The sequence below is a fragment of the Tenacibaculum ascidiaceicola genome (assembly GCF_047470925.1).
GTDB lineage: Bacteria > Bacteroidota > Bacteroidia > Flavobacteriales > Flavobacteriaceae > Polaribacter > Polaribacter discolor.
Genome location: NZ_JAZKJP010000013.1, coordinates 19,781 through 33,249, shown reverse-complemented (window position 1 = coordinate 33,249; position 13,469 = coordinate 19,781). Strand labels below are relative to the sequence as shown.

The 13,469-nt window shown below is 32.2% G+C and carries 15 protein-coding genes; 11 read left to right on the top strand and 4 right to left on the bottom strand.

Annotated elements, in window-relative coordinates; translation table 11 throughout:
* The first annotated feature begins 72 nt into the window (after window positions 1–72).
* The 6 genes from VBY68_RS14860 to VBY68_RS14835 all read left to right on the top strand — a co-directional run bounded on the left by VBY68_RS14860 (window position 73) and on the right by VBY68_RS14835 (window position 4,601).
* Window positions 73–645, top strand: coding sequence for a DUF4126 domain-containing protein (locus tag VBY68_RS14860; RefSeq protein WP_099215641.1), 573 nt, complete (start codon window positions 73–75; stop codon window positions 643–645).
* A gap of 75 nt (window positions 646–720) precedes the next feature.
* Window positions 721–900 (top strand): hypothetical protein, encoded by a 180-nt coding sequence (locus tag VBY68_RS14855; protein WP_415270174.1) that lies wholly within the window; start codon window positions 721–723, stop codon window positions 898–900.
* 41 nt (window positions 901–941) lie between these two features.
* Entirely contained in the window at window positions 942–2,477 is a 1,536-nt protein-coding gene (locus VBY68_RS14850) for a YifB family Mg chelatase-like AAA ATPase (protein WP_124590381.1), read from the top strand.
* A 133-nt stretch (window positions 2,478–2,610) separates the two neighbouring features.
* Complete coding sequence (locus VBY68_RS14845) at window positions 2,611–3,618, top strand: TlpA family protein disulfide reductase (protein WP_415270173.1); 1,008 nt, start codon at window positions 2,611–2,613, stop codon at window positions 3,616–3,618.
* 100 nt (window positions 3,619–3,718) lie between these two features.
* Entirely contained in the window at window positions 3,719–4,012 is a 294-nt protein-coding gene (locus VBY68_RS14840; RefSeq protein WP_415270172.1) for a hypothetical protein, read from the top strand.
* 82 nt (window positions 4,013–4,094) lie between these two features.
* Window positions 4,095–4,601 (top strand): ferritin, encoded by a 507-nt coding sequence (locus tag VBY68_RS14835; protein WP_099215659.1) that lies wholly within the window; start codon window positions 4,095–4,097, stop codon window positions 4,599–4,601.
* 55 nt (window positions 4,602–4,656) lie between these two features.
* Here VBY68_RS14835 and VBY68_RS14830 read toward each other — a convergent pair whose 3' ends face one another.
* A complete protein-coding gene (locus VBY68_RS14830; RefSeq protein ID WP_099215660.1) occupies window positions 4,657–5,517 on the bottom strand; it encodes a hypothetical protein in 861 nt (286 codons plus the stop codon).
* A gap of 98 nt (window positions 5,518–5,615) precedes the next feature.
* Window positions 5,616–6,932: an adenosylhomocysteinase gene (gene ahcY, locus VBY68_RS14825; RefSeq protein WP_415270171.1), complete on the bottom strand. Its 1,317-nt coding sequence runs from the start codon at window positions 6,930–6,932 to the stop codon at window positions 5,616–5,618.
* A gap of 62 nt (window positions 6,933–6,994) precedes the next feature.
* Between ahcY and VBY68_RS14820 the strand changes: the two genes are divergently transcribed.
* From VBY68_RS14820 to arfB, 5 genes are all read left to right on the top strand, one after another.
* Complete coding sequence (locus VBY68_RS14820) at window positions 6,995–7,621, top strand: 4'-phosphopantetheinyl transferase family protein (RefSeq protein ID WP_028891326.1); 627 nt, start codon at window positions 6,995–6,997, stop codon at window positions 7,619–7,621.
* Between the two features lie 142 nt (window positions 7,622–7,763).
* Window positions 7,764–8,024, top strand: a complete 261-nt coding sequence (locus VBY68_RS14815; protein WP_415270170.1) for a YkoF family thiamine-binding protein — start codon at window positions 7,764–7,766, stop codon at window positions 8,022–8,024.
* Entirely contained in the window at window positions 8,008–8,640 is a 633-nt protein-coding gene (pnuC, locus tag VBY68_RS14810) for a nicotinamide riboside transporter PnuC (protein ID WP_124590375.1), read from the top strand. Before VBY68_RS14815 ends, pnuC begins: the two co-directional genes overlap by 17 nt.
* Entirely contained in the window at window positions 8,601–9,254 is a 654-nt protein-coding gene (locus VBY68_RS14805) for an AAA family ATPase (RefSeq protein ID WP_415270169.1), read from the top strand. Before pnuC ends, VBY68_RS14805 begins: the two co-directional genes overlap by 40 nt.
* Before the next feature lie 948 nt (window positions 9,255–10,202).
* Window positions 10,203–10,604, top strand: coding sequence for an alternative ribosome rescue aminoacyl-tRNA hydrolase ArfB (gene arfB, locus VBY68_RS14800; protein WP_415270168.1), 402 nt, complete (start codon window positions 10,203–10,205; stop codon window positions 10,602–10,604).
* A gap of 200 nt (window positions 10,605–10,804) precedes the next feature.
* On the opposite strand, the gene VBY68_RS14795 is transcribed toward arfB, so the two are convergent.
* Both VBY68_RS14795 and VBY68_RS14790 read right to left on the bottom strand, forming a co-directional pair.
* Window positions 10,805–12,217, bottom strand: coding sequence for an HNH endonuclease (locus tag VBY68_RS14795; protein ID WP_415270167.1), 1,413 nt, complete (start codon window positions 12,215–12,217; stop codon window positions 10,805–10,807).
* Window positions 12,218–12,373: 156 nt separating this feature from the next.
* Complete coding sequence (locus tag VBY68_RS14790) at window positions 12,374–13,093, bottom strand: SLATT domain-containing protein (RefSeq protein ID WP_415270166.1); 720 nt, start codon at window positions 13,091–13,093, stop codon at window positions 12,374–12,376.
* Window positions 13,094–13,469 lie beyond the last annotated feature (376 nt).

Sequence of the window (13,469 nt, the reverse complement as noted above, 5' to 3'; positions counted from 1 at the left end):
TTTAGCATTATAATATTTAAAAGCCTCTTTTTTAAAAAAGAGGCTTTTTTTATATCTTTCAGTAAAAAATATATGACACCAGAAACTATTATCAGCATATTTTTAGGAATTGGCTTAGCTGCTTCAGTTGGGTTTAGAGTCTTTTTACCTCTTTTTGCATTGAGTTTAGCTGGACATTACAATATCATTCCACTAAACGAAAACTGGATTTGGGTGGCAAGTACTCCAGCTATTATAACCCTAGGAGTAGCTACTATATTAGAGGTATTTGCATATTACATTCCTTGGTTTGATAATTTACTTGATACCATAGCAGTTCCACTTGCTGCAATTGCAGGTACTGCAGTTATGGTTTCAACCATAGCAGATTTATCGCCCGTTATTACTTGGGCTTTAGCAATTATAGCTGGTGGAGGAACAGCATCAGCTATAAAAGGTACTGCCGCTTCTACTCGACTTACTTCTACAGCAACAACTGGTGGAGTTGCCAATCCAGTTATTTCAACAGTAGAAACAGGTACCTCAGTAGTTATGTCTGCATTTTCTATTTTTTTACCTATAGTAGCTATTATTTTAGTTATTTTAATATTTATTGGTATACGTAAAATGTATAAGTACATTTTTCCTAAATCAAAAAAGGTATAAATACTTGTTACTACTTTTTATGATTCATCAACAATAAATAAAAATCTAGATTTAACAGGATTATCATTCTTTATTGTGAGTCAACAAGACATTGATAACAATTCTTTTTCTATTCCATTCAATAAACTAAGTAAAAAGCCAACATCGTTAATCTATGATGATTATACAGACTATCAACACAACAACCTTTTAAAAGGTTTTCTTAAAAAGAATGCCCCAACTCTTTGGAGTCCAAAACAGATGCGATTACAATAAATTTTATTTTTTTCTCTATCTTTAACGAAAAGAGAAAAAATATGCTAGTAAAAGTCTATGGAAGTGCCGTTTTTGGTATTGAAGCAACCACAATTACCGTTGAAGTTAATATTGATAAAGGTATAGGATATCATTTAGTTGGATTACCCGATAAAGCTGTAAGTGAAAGTTCATATCGAATTTCTGCCGCCTTAGCCAATAACAGTTACAAACTCCCTGGAAAAAAAATCATTATTAACATGGCACCTGCAGACATTCGCAAGGAAGGTGCTGCATATGATTTAACTTTAGCTGTAGGAATTTTAGCTGCCTCAAATCAAATAAAATCAGAACATATTAACGAATATATTATTATGGGAGAACTTTCTCTTGATGGAAGTTTACAGCCCATAAAAGGAGCCTTACCTATTGCTATCAAAGCACGAGAAGAAGGTTTTAAACATTTCATCCTTCCCAAGGAAAACGCTAAAGAAGCTGCAATTGTTAACGACTTAAATGTTCTGGGAGCAGACAATATTATGGAAGTTATTAATCATTTTGATGGTAATAAATTAATAGAACCTACAAACGTTGATACTCGCGCTGAATTTTACAAACATATCGATTTTCCTGAGTTTGATTTCGCCGATGTAAAAGGACAAGAATCTATAAAACGCTGTATGGAAATTGCTGCAGCTGGTGGACATAATATTATTCTTATTGGACCTCCAGGAGCAGGTAAAACAATGTTGGCAAAACGCTTGCCTTCTATTCTCCCTCCTATGACTTTGCACGAAGCTTTAGAAACCACCAAAATACATTCTGTAGTAGGAAAAGTAAAGAATACTGGTTTAATGTATCAACGTCCCTTTCGTTCTCCCCACCACACAATATCTGATGTTGCACTTGTAGGAGGTGGACAATATCCTCAACCTGGAGAAATCTCTTTAGCGCATAACGGAGTCCTTTTTTTAGATGAACTTCCCGAATTTAAACGTACAGTTTTAGAAGTGATGCGCCAACCACTAGAAGACAGAGAAGTTACCATATCCCGTGCTCGTTTTACAGTAAACTACCCCAGTAGTTTTATGTTAGTAGCAAGTATGAACCCAAGTCCTTCTGGATATTTCAATAATCCCGACTCACCTGTTACCTCCTCACCTGCAGAAATGCAACGTTATTTAAGTAAAATTTCTGGTCCTTTATTAGATAGAATTGATATTCACATTGAAGTAACTCCAGTGCCGTTTGATAAGCTATCAGATGAACGAAAAGGAGAAAGTAGCGTAGACATTAGAAAACGAGTTACTCTTGCTCGTGAAATACAAACAACTAGATTTAAAGACTTCGAAAACATTCATTATAATGCCCAAATGAATGTAAAGCAAATTCGTGAATTTTGTAAGCTATCAGAAGAAAGTAAAAACTTATTAAAAATAGCCATGGAAAAGTTAAACCTATCAGCTAGAGCTTATGATAGAATTTTAAAGGTATCTCGCACCATTGCTGATTTAGCTTCTTCCGAAAACATACAATCCGAACATATTACCGAAGCTATTCAATATAGAAGCTTGGATCGGGAAGGTTGGTTAGGATAATTATAAAGCTAGAATTCAAGCAAGTATACAACTTTAAAACAGTTAGGGAAATGTTAAAAAATTGCGCTTTCATTTAAAATCACTAATTTAGACGCTTATTATAACGCTGGATAGCAAAATTAAACACACCCTAATGAAAAAACTAGTTTACTTATTGGCATTTTCTATTGCCTTAATTTCATGTAAAGAGGAACAAAAAGATTATGTGACTTTTTCTGGAAAAATTACTAACAAAAACTCTGAAACTGTTACTATTTCTAACCCTCAATTTAAATTCAACAAAGTAATTAAAGTTGGTGAGGATGGAACTTTTAAAGATACCATGAATGTAAAAGATGGTTTCTACAGACTTTTTGATGGTAAAGAAGTTACAACTTTATACTTAAAAAATGGAGCGGATATTAACGTAACAGTTGATGCTAAAGAATTTGATGAAACTATAACTTATACGGGTGCTGGTTTTGAAGAAAGTGCTTTCTTAGCTCAATCTTCTTTAAATCAAGAAAAATTATTTGGAGATAAAGAGTTAATGGACTTACCAGAGTTAGATTTTAGATCTAAAGTTTCTAATTTTGTTGATGATTTTAACAAAAGATTTGAAGGAGCTTCATTAGATTCTACTTTCGTAGCAAATCAAAAACAAAGTATTGCCGGCTTAGAAAAGTACTTAACTAAAATGTACAACGACAAGCAATACATTGCTAAAAACTTAGTTAAAGGTGCTGAGTCTCCTAAGTTTGTTGATTATGAAAACAATGCTGGTGGTACTACTTCTTTAGATGATTTAAAAGGTAAATATGTTTATATTGATTTATGGGCTACTTGGTGTCAACCATGTAAAAACGAAATTCCTTTCTTAAAGAAAGTTGAAGAAAAATACCACAATAAAAATATTGAGTTTGTAAGTATTTCTGTTGACAGACAAAAAGACTATGAGACTTGGAAAAAAATGATTGTTGATAAAGAATTATCAGGAATTCAATTATATGCAAAAGAAGATAAAGCTTTTATGGATGCGTATAAAGTATCAGGAATTCCAAGATTTATTTTATTAGATCCAGAAGGAAAGATTGTAGACTCTAATGCTCCAAGACCTTCTAATCCTAAATTAGTTAAATTATTCGAATCATTGAATATTTAGTCTTAAAAGACGTTTATAATAAAAGCCCACTAATTAGTGGGCTTTTTTATTCCTAAAATTATCCTTCTTTAGATTCATTAAAAATAACTATATTTGCCGAATGAATTTTTTTGTAGAAGAATTATCATTTAAAATATCTTGTGGTGGCAGAAACTGTTACCAACTAGATTTAGGTTATAAAGTAATCGACTTTACTTTTTGCCAACTATTAACCTTCAGAAAAAAAGTACTACAACACGCTTCTTACGAAGCGTTAGAAACGATTATCGACGGCGATAACTTCGTACTCCTTTTTGCAGCAGACAACAAGCACCTATTATTCTTAGATGTACCTCAACTTATAGAGTTAAAAGAGCTTCTTTTATCAGTATTTAAGCAGGAAAGTCTTTACTAAGACTAGCTTTAAATTAGCCCCTCTATTCTTTTTAGAGTCTTATAATCTGTATCTTTATAGTATTAAAACTAAACAAAATATTATGGAAACAGCAATAAGAAGAGACATGATTTTAGATGTGGAAGTAGTTGATTTGCTAAACCACCAAATAACGATGGAGCAACAAGCTTCTTCTAAATATTTAGCCATGGCATCATGGTGCGACCAAAGAGAGCTTAGAAATAGCGCAGCATACTTTTATAAGCAAGCTGAAGAAGAAAGAGAGCACATGATGAAGATTTTCAAATTCATTAACGATAATGGCGGTAGTGCAATGTCACCTATAGCTACAGAAGTTGCTCACGAATTTGAAAGCTTACGAGCTATTTTTGAAGCTTCTTTAGATGCAGAAATAGAAGTAACCAAATCTATTCATAACGCATTTAAAACCGCAAGAAAAGTAAATGATTTTACTTCTGAAATCTTTTTACAATGGTTTGTAACGGAACAAGCCGAAGAAGAAGAGAAAGTAAGAGATATTTTAGACTTAATCGATTTAATGGAAGGTATGCCATTAAAAATGATTGATGAGCGTATTCCTACCGAATAAAACTTTTATAAACAGTATAAAAAAATCCCGCAACTAAGTTGCGGGATTTTTTTATCTACTCTTTTTCCTTAAGCAATTCTTCTATTCTATCTAACCTTTTTTCAATGCTTTGATTTTTATCTTCTTTTGTTATATAATTTTGAAATAAACTTACTATAAAACTTAATAAGAAAGCGGCAACTACAACATTATGAAGAAAATGAATTATTTGTGCCCCCTTTCTTTTGGGTTTAAAACTGTCTGTGAATAAGATATTAATTGTATAGGGAAGAACTTCTTTATAACTCCAAAACTTATTTAACTTGATTATATTTAATTGGTTAAATCTTTTATGCTTTAATTGTTTTAATTCGTCCAGTCTTTTCTTCAATATTTCAATTGCTGTCATATTAAAATCCCCTTTTAGTTCAAATTCTTTAAAATTTTTATTTTTCGAATTAATTCTTATAAACTTCCCAAAAGGAATAGCTGGAGTTTGTTTACTCCTCTCATAAAAATACAACGTCCTTTTTTTAGTAGTTATGAAGTTATCAGGTTCATCCTCATCAAAAGTATAGTAATCATCTAACCAAAAAATATCTTCTTCTCTTAATAACTCAATATCTGAACTTAAAATATCTTCAATAATTAATTCCTGACTTTCAATATCTTTTTTATTATAACTCAGTTCTAAATCTTTCAATTTAGCTTCTTTCTCAAAAGAAAGAATTTTATTATCAATTTCAATACTACTTGGGTCATTGTTGATAATAAGTACATAAATAATTGGAAAGATGACAATATGAATTAAAATGAACAGTGAAATCATTTTAAACAACAAACCGTTTTCTTTTCTTCTTTTACCAATCTTCCATAAAGAGTAACTTGTGTAAAGTAAAGTTAGAATGATTACAGTATTGATTATTGTATTTAGCATAGCAATTAAATTAGAGTTGTAAATATAAAAATCCCGCAACAATGTTGCGGGATTTTTTGTGTCTTGACTCTTGATTCTAAAAATCTTAAATCTATAATCTAGTATCTATAGTGTTCTGGTTTGTATGGACCTTCAACAGTTACACCAATATATTTAGCTTGGTCTTCACGTAACTCAGTTAACTCAACACCAATCTTAGCTAAGTGTAATTTTGCTACTTTTTCATCTAAGTGTTTTGGTAACATATACACCTCGTTCTTATACGCATCAGAATTTTTCCATAACTCGATTTGCGCTAAGGTTTGGTTTGTAAAAGAGTTAGACATTACAAAACTTGGGTGACCTGTAGCACAACCTAAGTTTACTAAACGTCCTTCAGCTAATACGATAATATCGTTTCCTTTAACAGTATACTTATCAACCTGAGGCTTAATTTCAACCTTAGTATCTCCGTATGTCTCGTTCAACCAAGCCATTTGGATTTCATTATCAAAGTGACCGATGTTACAAACGATAGTCTTATCTTTCATCGCTTCGAAGTGCTCAGAACGAACAATATCTTTGTTACCAGTAGTAGTAATTACGATATCAGCATTTCCTACAACAGTTTCTAATTTCTTCACTTCAAAACCGTCCATTGCAGCTTGTAACGCACAAATAGGGTCAATTTCAGTAACAGTAACGATAGAACCAGCTCCACGGAAAGATGCCGCAGTACCTTTACCAACATCACCATAACCACAAACCACTACTCTTTTACCAGCTAACATTACATCAGTAGCACGACGAATTGCATCAACTGCAGATTCTTTACATCCGTACTTATTGTCAAACTTCGATTTAGTAACCGAGTCATTTACGTTAATCGCAGGCATTGGTAACGTTCCGTTTTTCATACGCTCGTATAAACGGTGTACACCAGTAGTTGTTTCTTCAGATAAACCTTTAATTCCAGAAGCTAACTCAGGATATTTATCTAATACCATATTCGTTAAATCTCCACCATCATCTAAAATCATGTTTAATGGCTTCTTATCTTCACCAAAGAATAATGTTTGTTCAATACACCAATCAAACTCTTCCTCGTTCATACCTTTCCAAGCATAAACAGGAGTTCCAGCAGCAGCAATAGCAGCAGCAGCTTGATCTTGAGTAGAGAAAATATTACAAGAACTCCAAGTAACCTCAGCACCTAAAGCTTGTAATGTTTCAATTAAAACCGCAGTTTGAATCGTCATGTGTAAACATCCTGCAATTCTTGCACCCTTTAAAGGTTGCTCATCTTTATACTCTTCTCGTAAACTCATTAACCCTGGCATTTCAGCTTCTGCCAATTCAATCTCTTTTCTTCCCCAATCAGCTAAAGAAATATCTTTAACTTTGTAAGGAACATATGTCGCGGTTTTTGTGCTCATATTTTTGTATATTTATGTATCTTAAATTTGAGTCGCAAAATTACGAAATAACTTTCTAAAATATGCCTCTTTACAAAACATTAACGGTAAACAACCATGCTAAAGCATTGATTTGGAAGATTGAAGAATCTTTTGAACAACTTTCTAACGGCGTTTCTTTAACAAAAGGAAATCAACAAAGAGTAAACGGCATGAAGTCCGATTTACACCAAAGAGGCTTTATGAGCGTACGTCACTTACTAAAAGAAGTTGGCTATACCGATGACGATTTACTGTACGATGGCTACGGAAAACCACACTTAAAAGACGGCAAATTCATTTCAATAACCCATTCATTTACCTTTTCGGCAATAATTATTTCCGATACACAACCTGTGGGGATAGATATTGAAATGCAACGCGACAAAATTCTGAAAATTGCACACAAGTTTACTCCTATAGAAGAATACAAATCTATTGCCAACCACGATGCTTTGGTAAGCAAATTAACCATTGTTTGGGGAGCCAAAGAAAGTTTGTATAAAATCTACGGAAAGAAAAAACTCCGCTTCTTAGAAAACATTTATATTGAAGATTTCTCTTTTGAAACAAATGTAACTACTGGAAAAATTTTATACGAAGGACAAACCTCTGAGTACGACATTCACTTCCTAGAAATGGAAGGATTCACCTGCGTATGTGCTTGTTAAAAAAGGCACCATACCCTCCTACTCCAAAACTCTGCAACCCAAAAACTCTGCATCTTTGAAACTTTGAAAAACTCCCAAAACCTTTACCATGCAACAACAACTTAACTTTAGTAACTTTGCATCTTTCTAATTTGGAACAACAATGAAAATATCCATAGAATTGACTTTAAGTCCGCTTCAGAACGAATTTGAAGAACCAATTATCAATTTCATCAAAAAATTAAGAGCCTCAGGTTTAACCGTGTTAGAAAATCCATTAAGTACGCAAGTGTATGGTGATTATGATACCGTGATGAGTTTAGTTACTTCTGAATTAAAAAATGCTTTTGAATTAATTGACAACGGATTGCTGTTTATGAAAATCGTAAAAACCGATCGTAGCGATTATGAGCCAACTTTTTGATTTCCTTTTTGGGCAGTATGCTGATTACAATCCTATCCATGTTTGGCTAGAAATTATTGCGGTAATCTTTGGTTTTTTATCCGTTTGGTATTCAAAACAGAATAAAATTTGGGTATTCCCTACGGGGATGATAAGCACCGCTATTTTTGTATACCTCCTATTAAAATGGGAATTATTAGGCGATATGATGATCAACGGGTACTACTTTATTATGAGTGTATACGGTTGGTATATCTGGACACGAAAAGTAGACGCCACCCATGTAACTCCTATCTCTAGAACAACATCTAAAGAAAAAAAACAAAGCGTAGCCATATTTGTAGCCACCTTAGTTTTCGTCTATGCTGTTTATACCGTTTTTGATAAATGGACGAGCTGGACAGCTTATGTAGACACCGTTACTACTGCTATTTTCTTTGTAGGAATGTGGCTGATGGCAAAACGAAAAATAGAAAACTGGATTTATTGGATTATTGGCGATATTATCTCCGTTCCACTGTACTTTTACAAAGGATTTACCTTTACCAGTTTTCAATATTTATTATTTACCTTTATTGCAATTGCAGGATATTTAGCATGGAAAAAGCACTTACACAACAACCCATCAACCTTGTAAAGGTGGTATTATTTGGACCTGAAAGCACAGGAAAAACAACACTTTCTGGTCAGTTAGCGCGTCATTACAATACTGTTTGGGCTCCCGAATTTGCCCGTGAATACTTGCAAGACAAGTGGAACAACGAACGTAAAACTTGTGAGCAGCAAGACTTGATTCCGATTGCTGAAGGACAAATGGGCTTGGAAAATGAATTGGCTAAAAAAGCGGATAAAGTACTCATCTGTGATACCGATTTATTGGAAACCAAAGTATATTCTGAAGAGTATTATGGCGGATTCGTAGATCCGAAATTAGACGAGGCTGCCATTGAAAACACTTACGATATTTATTTTTTAACCTATATCGATACGCCTTGGGAAGCCGACGATTTACGCGACAGACCCGAGCAACGCTTGGAAATGTTTAAAGCGTTTGAAAATGCGTTAAAAAAATACAACCGTCCGTATGTATTGTTAAAAGGAGACAAAGAAACCCGTTTAAAAAAAGCAGTAGCAATTATTGATGAATTACTCGCTAAAAAAGAAAACTTATACTCTTTTTCTGATACGCTTACCGATTTAGATATGCACTTTATGCACCAATCACCCGACACGCCTAATTACGATATGTAAGTATCGCTAAATGTCATTACTACAATAGATAAACGTCATTTCGACCAGCGGGAGAAATCTGCTTAATTCTAGTTTCAAACACTCTTGAAAACTCCTAACACTCAATTAAAAGATTTCTCACTTCCGTTCCACTACAGTTCGAAATGACCTACGTTTTGTCATTTCGAGCGATAGCGAGAAATCTGCTTAATTCTAGTTACGAATACCCTTTAAAGCTCCCAACACTCAACTTTGAGGTTTCTCAGTCGCACACTCCTTCGAAATGACAGCTTTTAATTATTATAATATGATATAAACAACCTGAACGTCATTCCGAACGACGAAGGAGGAGGAATCTCACTAATAGAAGTAACAACTACCCTTTAAAGTTCCAGTACTCAACTAAAAGATTTAGCTCCGCTGAACCTTACGGTTTCTCACTTCCGTTCCACTACAGTTCGAAATGACCTACGTTTTGTCATTTCGAGCGATAGCGAGAAATCTGCTTAATTCTAGTTACGAATACCCTTTAAAGTTCCCAACTCTCACCAATAGGAGTAACTTCTATTATTAAGCCCCCTTTACAAACAACAATAGATTATTTATATTTGAAACTCCTGTTTTTACAGGAACACAGTAACACCTATTAAAGTAGGTTGACTAAAATTTTAAAGCTGTCAATTCGAGTGAATTTTGCGATTGAAAAGAGCATAATTTGTATCGAGAATTTAGGACTTTAACGCTGGAATAGTTCTCGATAGGGCTGCTGAACCTTGAGATTTCTCAGTCGTAACCTCCTTCGAAATGACGTATGTTTTGTCATTTCGAGCGATAGCGAGAAATCTGCTTAATTCTAGTTACGAATACCCTTTAAAGTTCCCAACTCTCACCAATAAGAGTCACTTCTATTAGTAAGCCCCCTTTACAAACAGCAATAGATTTTCTATATTTGAGACATTCACAAACACTATGAATAAAGAACAACTTTTAAAAGAACTCAATTTTAAAGCCGTACGAAGCTCTGGTGCGGGCGGACAGCACGTAAACAAAGTATCTTCTAAAGTAGAGTTGAGTTTTACGATTGAAGACTCGTTAGGACTCTCGGACAAAGAAAAAACGCTACTCCTTAAAAACTTAGCCAACAGACTCTCTAAAGAAAACACGCTTATACTAAGCTCTCAAGAAAGCCGCTCACAACACCGCAACAAAGAATTGGTTACCGAACACTTTTTTAACCTTTTAGCACAAGCCTTGGTAGTACCCAAAGTACGCAAAGCTACCAAACCTAAAAAAGCAGCGATTGCCAAACGTTTGGACGCTAAAAAACAACAGGCTGAAAAAAAAGAAAACCGAAAAAAGTTTCGGTTTTGATTTCATAAAATACTTTACTTTAAAATAAAGTAAATTTAATGTTTTCCAACGTGTTTGTATATGGTTTGTTGCGTGGTTAAGCACGTAATTTAGCAAATAAAAACCGAATAGAAAATCCCCTAGGATTTTCGTAAGTAGGCTAGAACTAGCAATAAATTATATACGGTGTTATGTGTAGTAATTGTTCTTAATGGATTGTTTTACGAATTTTGAACAAAAATATTCAAACATTCAAATTTATATTTCCCATATCTTTTAGCCTCATTTTGATTATGTTCCATCTCTTTATAAATTTCGTCAAAAGTAATATATGTGCTATCATTTTTTTTAAAATACCTCTTGTAAATTTTTTGCTTGAAATTATTAGGTGTATTAGAAATCATAGTTAATTCAAATAACATATTTGTTTTATCATATTTACTAATTCCATCTAACAAGTTGAAATCCTCAAAAAGAATTCCTCTTCCGCTATCTAATAAAGCAAGTTCTTTTGTTAAGTAATTATAAAATTCCAATAAATCATTAAAATCAGTATTATAATTAGTTGTTATCGTACTAATTTTACTAGAAATAAATTTTTTATAATCATCAAGTTTAGGTCTTTCAATTTTAATTTTTGATAAGTCAATATCATAATCTTGTGCTATTGCTAAAAGTTCTTTATATTCATAATTACTTAAATCTGGAGACTTAATTTTTCCTTTGTTTAAATGTTGGTAATATGTTTCAAATACTTCTTCTCCAATATAAGAGTCATTAATTACTACATAATATTGAAACGTACTAAATAGGTCAATATAACAGGTTAGCCTTTTTGTACCATCAATGTTTTCTTCAGTGTAAAGGATTAATGTGTGTGAAGGGTAGTTTTTTTCTAAAACGACTCTATATTGTTCAAAATAGTGGTCAACTACACCTATCGGATAAAAAGGTATAACATTTTTTGTGAAAATAAGTTGATTTTTCTGTGTGTCTAAACACCTTTTTAAATCTTCTCTTTTAATACCTTTTAGATAAGCAAATTCAGTTACTATTTTTATTAAGCCGTAAACAAATTTATCGTTAAAGTCTTCTACTTTTTTACTAAAATAGAACCCAAATTTGTCATCTTGTTCAAATTCTGTAATCTTAAAAATTTTGTATTCTTCAAAATGTGAAACCTCTTTTTGAACTTTTTTAATGAAGTTATTTATAATGTTTTCTTCTGCAAAGATTCTTATCTCCTTTTTGTTTTCATCTTTTTCATAAAATGGTTTTTTAGGAAAGACTTTATCATTTTTCTTATATATTTCTATATCTTTTGTCAGATGTATGCCTGTAATTTTTTTTATTACATTGCTATTTCTTTCTTTGGGTAATTTGGTTTTCAATTCTTGAGTGAAATAATCAAATAATTTAATAAATGAAATATCTATTTCGTTATTTAAAGTACTTCCACAATCTTCACATAATATTTCAGAACTTTTTAGTCTTCCTCCAATAGCATTTTGAATTATGTGCTCTTCGTGATTTAATTTAGGTTTATCAGTGAATAGTTTTTTATTTTGTTCATAGAAATTCCTTTCTATCATTTCTTCATTACAAATCAAACAATTTTTATCAGTTCTGTTCATTTAAATACAGCAGAGTTGTTTTTTATTACACCTAACGTTCTGGTATAAGATTAGTTGCGTGTTTTAAGCAACTAATTTACTAGATTAATTACGAACGGCGAAATTCCGTAGGAATTTCCCAAGTGAGCAAAAATCAGCAATTAATTTTATACGGTGTTACCCACAGTATTTTATCCATATTTGATATCCAATATATGTCAAAATTGGTCCATAAATCATTAAATGATATTTAAATCTAACCAAGAAATATTTCTTTACCCTAATCCAGTTTATCTCAAACCAATTAAGCTCAAAATATTTTGGTTTTGTGCGTCTGAAATCGGCTAAATCAATTGGTAGATGATTTTCGTATTTCTTTAAAATTTCATCATAGCGTTCTGATATTCTTTTTATTTTGTCTTCTCGATTATAAATATTTTCAAATGTTTTTACCATTCTCAATTCATTATAGAGTTCGGCAATTTCTAAACTACATTGATGAAATTTTTCTGATTTAATTGAGTGTTTTTTAGCATTCTCAAATTGACTATAAAGAAGAATTAAAATTGATAATGCAGTAGATATGAAACCTAATTGGTCATTTGTGAATTTTACAATGAAGGAAATATCGTAAATATTTACTAAATTAAAAATAATTAAATATGCTGATAAATATCCGATTGTTTGCGATGATAGATTGTCACCTATGTTATTTCTTTCACTTGCTTTAAATCTTGCTCCTTTTGTTATCCATAATTTGTAGTTTAACTCAACTCCAAAATCTTTTTTTAAATATGGTGCAATTTTATCTCTATATTTTTTTATTCTTTTAGCTCGTTTTACTTTTCTACGATAAGATTTATATTGATTCCAATATTTTTCAATTTTTTTATTCATTTTAATTGGTTAGTATTTTGAGCTGATATTGTGGGTAACTCGTTATATACCAAACTTTAGTTCTTTTATCCCTATAAAAGCATGGGATATCATAAGATTTAGTAATTTTTATACACTATCAAGCATATCAAAACCAACACTTTATTAAAAATAAAGTTGTTAACGAGTTATTGTTATTTGTTAATTAATTATAAAAGTGAGTTGCTCTCACAATTCTTGCGAACCTAAAAAAACAACACCACACATTCTTACGGAATCCCATAAGCTCAATTATTTAGGTTATAAAAATTGTTTTTTAGAGTAGTAACGGTTCTTTATATCACGGCACGGGCCGCTGATACTACGGCACGCTCCGTTAACACCACGGCATGGGTCG

Coding starts and splice junctions, on each gene's coding strand:
- VBY68_RS14830 (WP_099215660.1), bottom strand. CDS start 5,517: ATGCTAAATACAATAATCAATACTGTAATCATTCTAACTTTACTTTAC.
- VBY68_RS14815 (WP_415270170.1), top strand. CDS start 7,764: ATGAAAATATCCATAGAATTGACTTTAAGTCCGCTTCAGAACGAATTT.
- VBY68_RS14840 (WP_415270172.1), top strand. CDS start 3,719: ATGAATTTTTTTGTAGAAGAATTATCATTTAAAATATCTTGTGGTGGC.
- ahcY (WP_415270171.1), bottom strand. CDS start 6,932: ATGAGCACAAAAACCGCGACATATGTTCCTTACAAAGTTAAAGATATT.
- VBY68_RS14820 (WP_028891326.1), top strand. CDS start 6,995: ATGCCTCTTTACAAAACATTAACGGTAAACAACCATGCTAAAGCATTG.
- pnuC (WP_124590375.1), top strand. CDS start 8,008: ATGAGCCAACTTTTTGATTTCCTTTTTGGGCAGTATGCTGATTACAAT.
- VBY68_RS14845 (WP_415270173.1), top strand. CDS start 2,611: ATGAAAAAACTAGTTTACTTATTGGCATTTTCTATTGCCTTAATTTCA.
- arfB (WP_415270168.1), top strand. CDS start 10,203: ATGAATAAAGAACAACTTTTAAAAGAACTCAATTTTAAAGCCGTACGA.
- VBY68_RS14795 (WP_415270167.1), bottom strand. CDS start 12,217: ATGAACAGAACTGATAAAAATTGTTTGATTTGTAATGAAGAAATGATA.
- VBY68_RS14835 (WP_099215659.1), top strand. CDS start 4,095: ATGGAAACAGCAATAAGAAGAGACATGATTTTAGATGTGGAAGTAGTT.
- VBY68_RS14850 (WP_124590381.1), top strand. CDS start 942: ATGCTAGTAAAAGTCTATGGAAGTGCCGTTTTTGGTATTGAAGCAACC.
- VBY68_RS14805 (WP_415270169.1), top strand. CDS start 8,601: ATGGAAAAAGCACTTACACAACAACCCATCAACCTTGTAAAGGTGGTA.
- VBY68_RS14790 (WP_415270166.1), bottom strand. CDS start 13,093: ATGAATAAAAAAATTGAAAAATATTGGAATCAATATAAATCTTATCGT.
- VBY68_RS14860 (WP_099215641.1), top strand. CDS start 73: ATGACACCAGAAACTATTATCAGCATATTTTTAGGAATTGGCTTAGCT.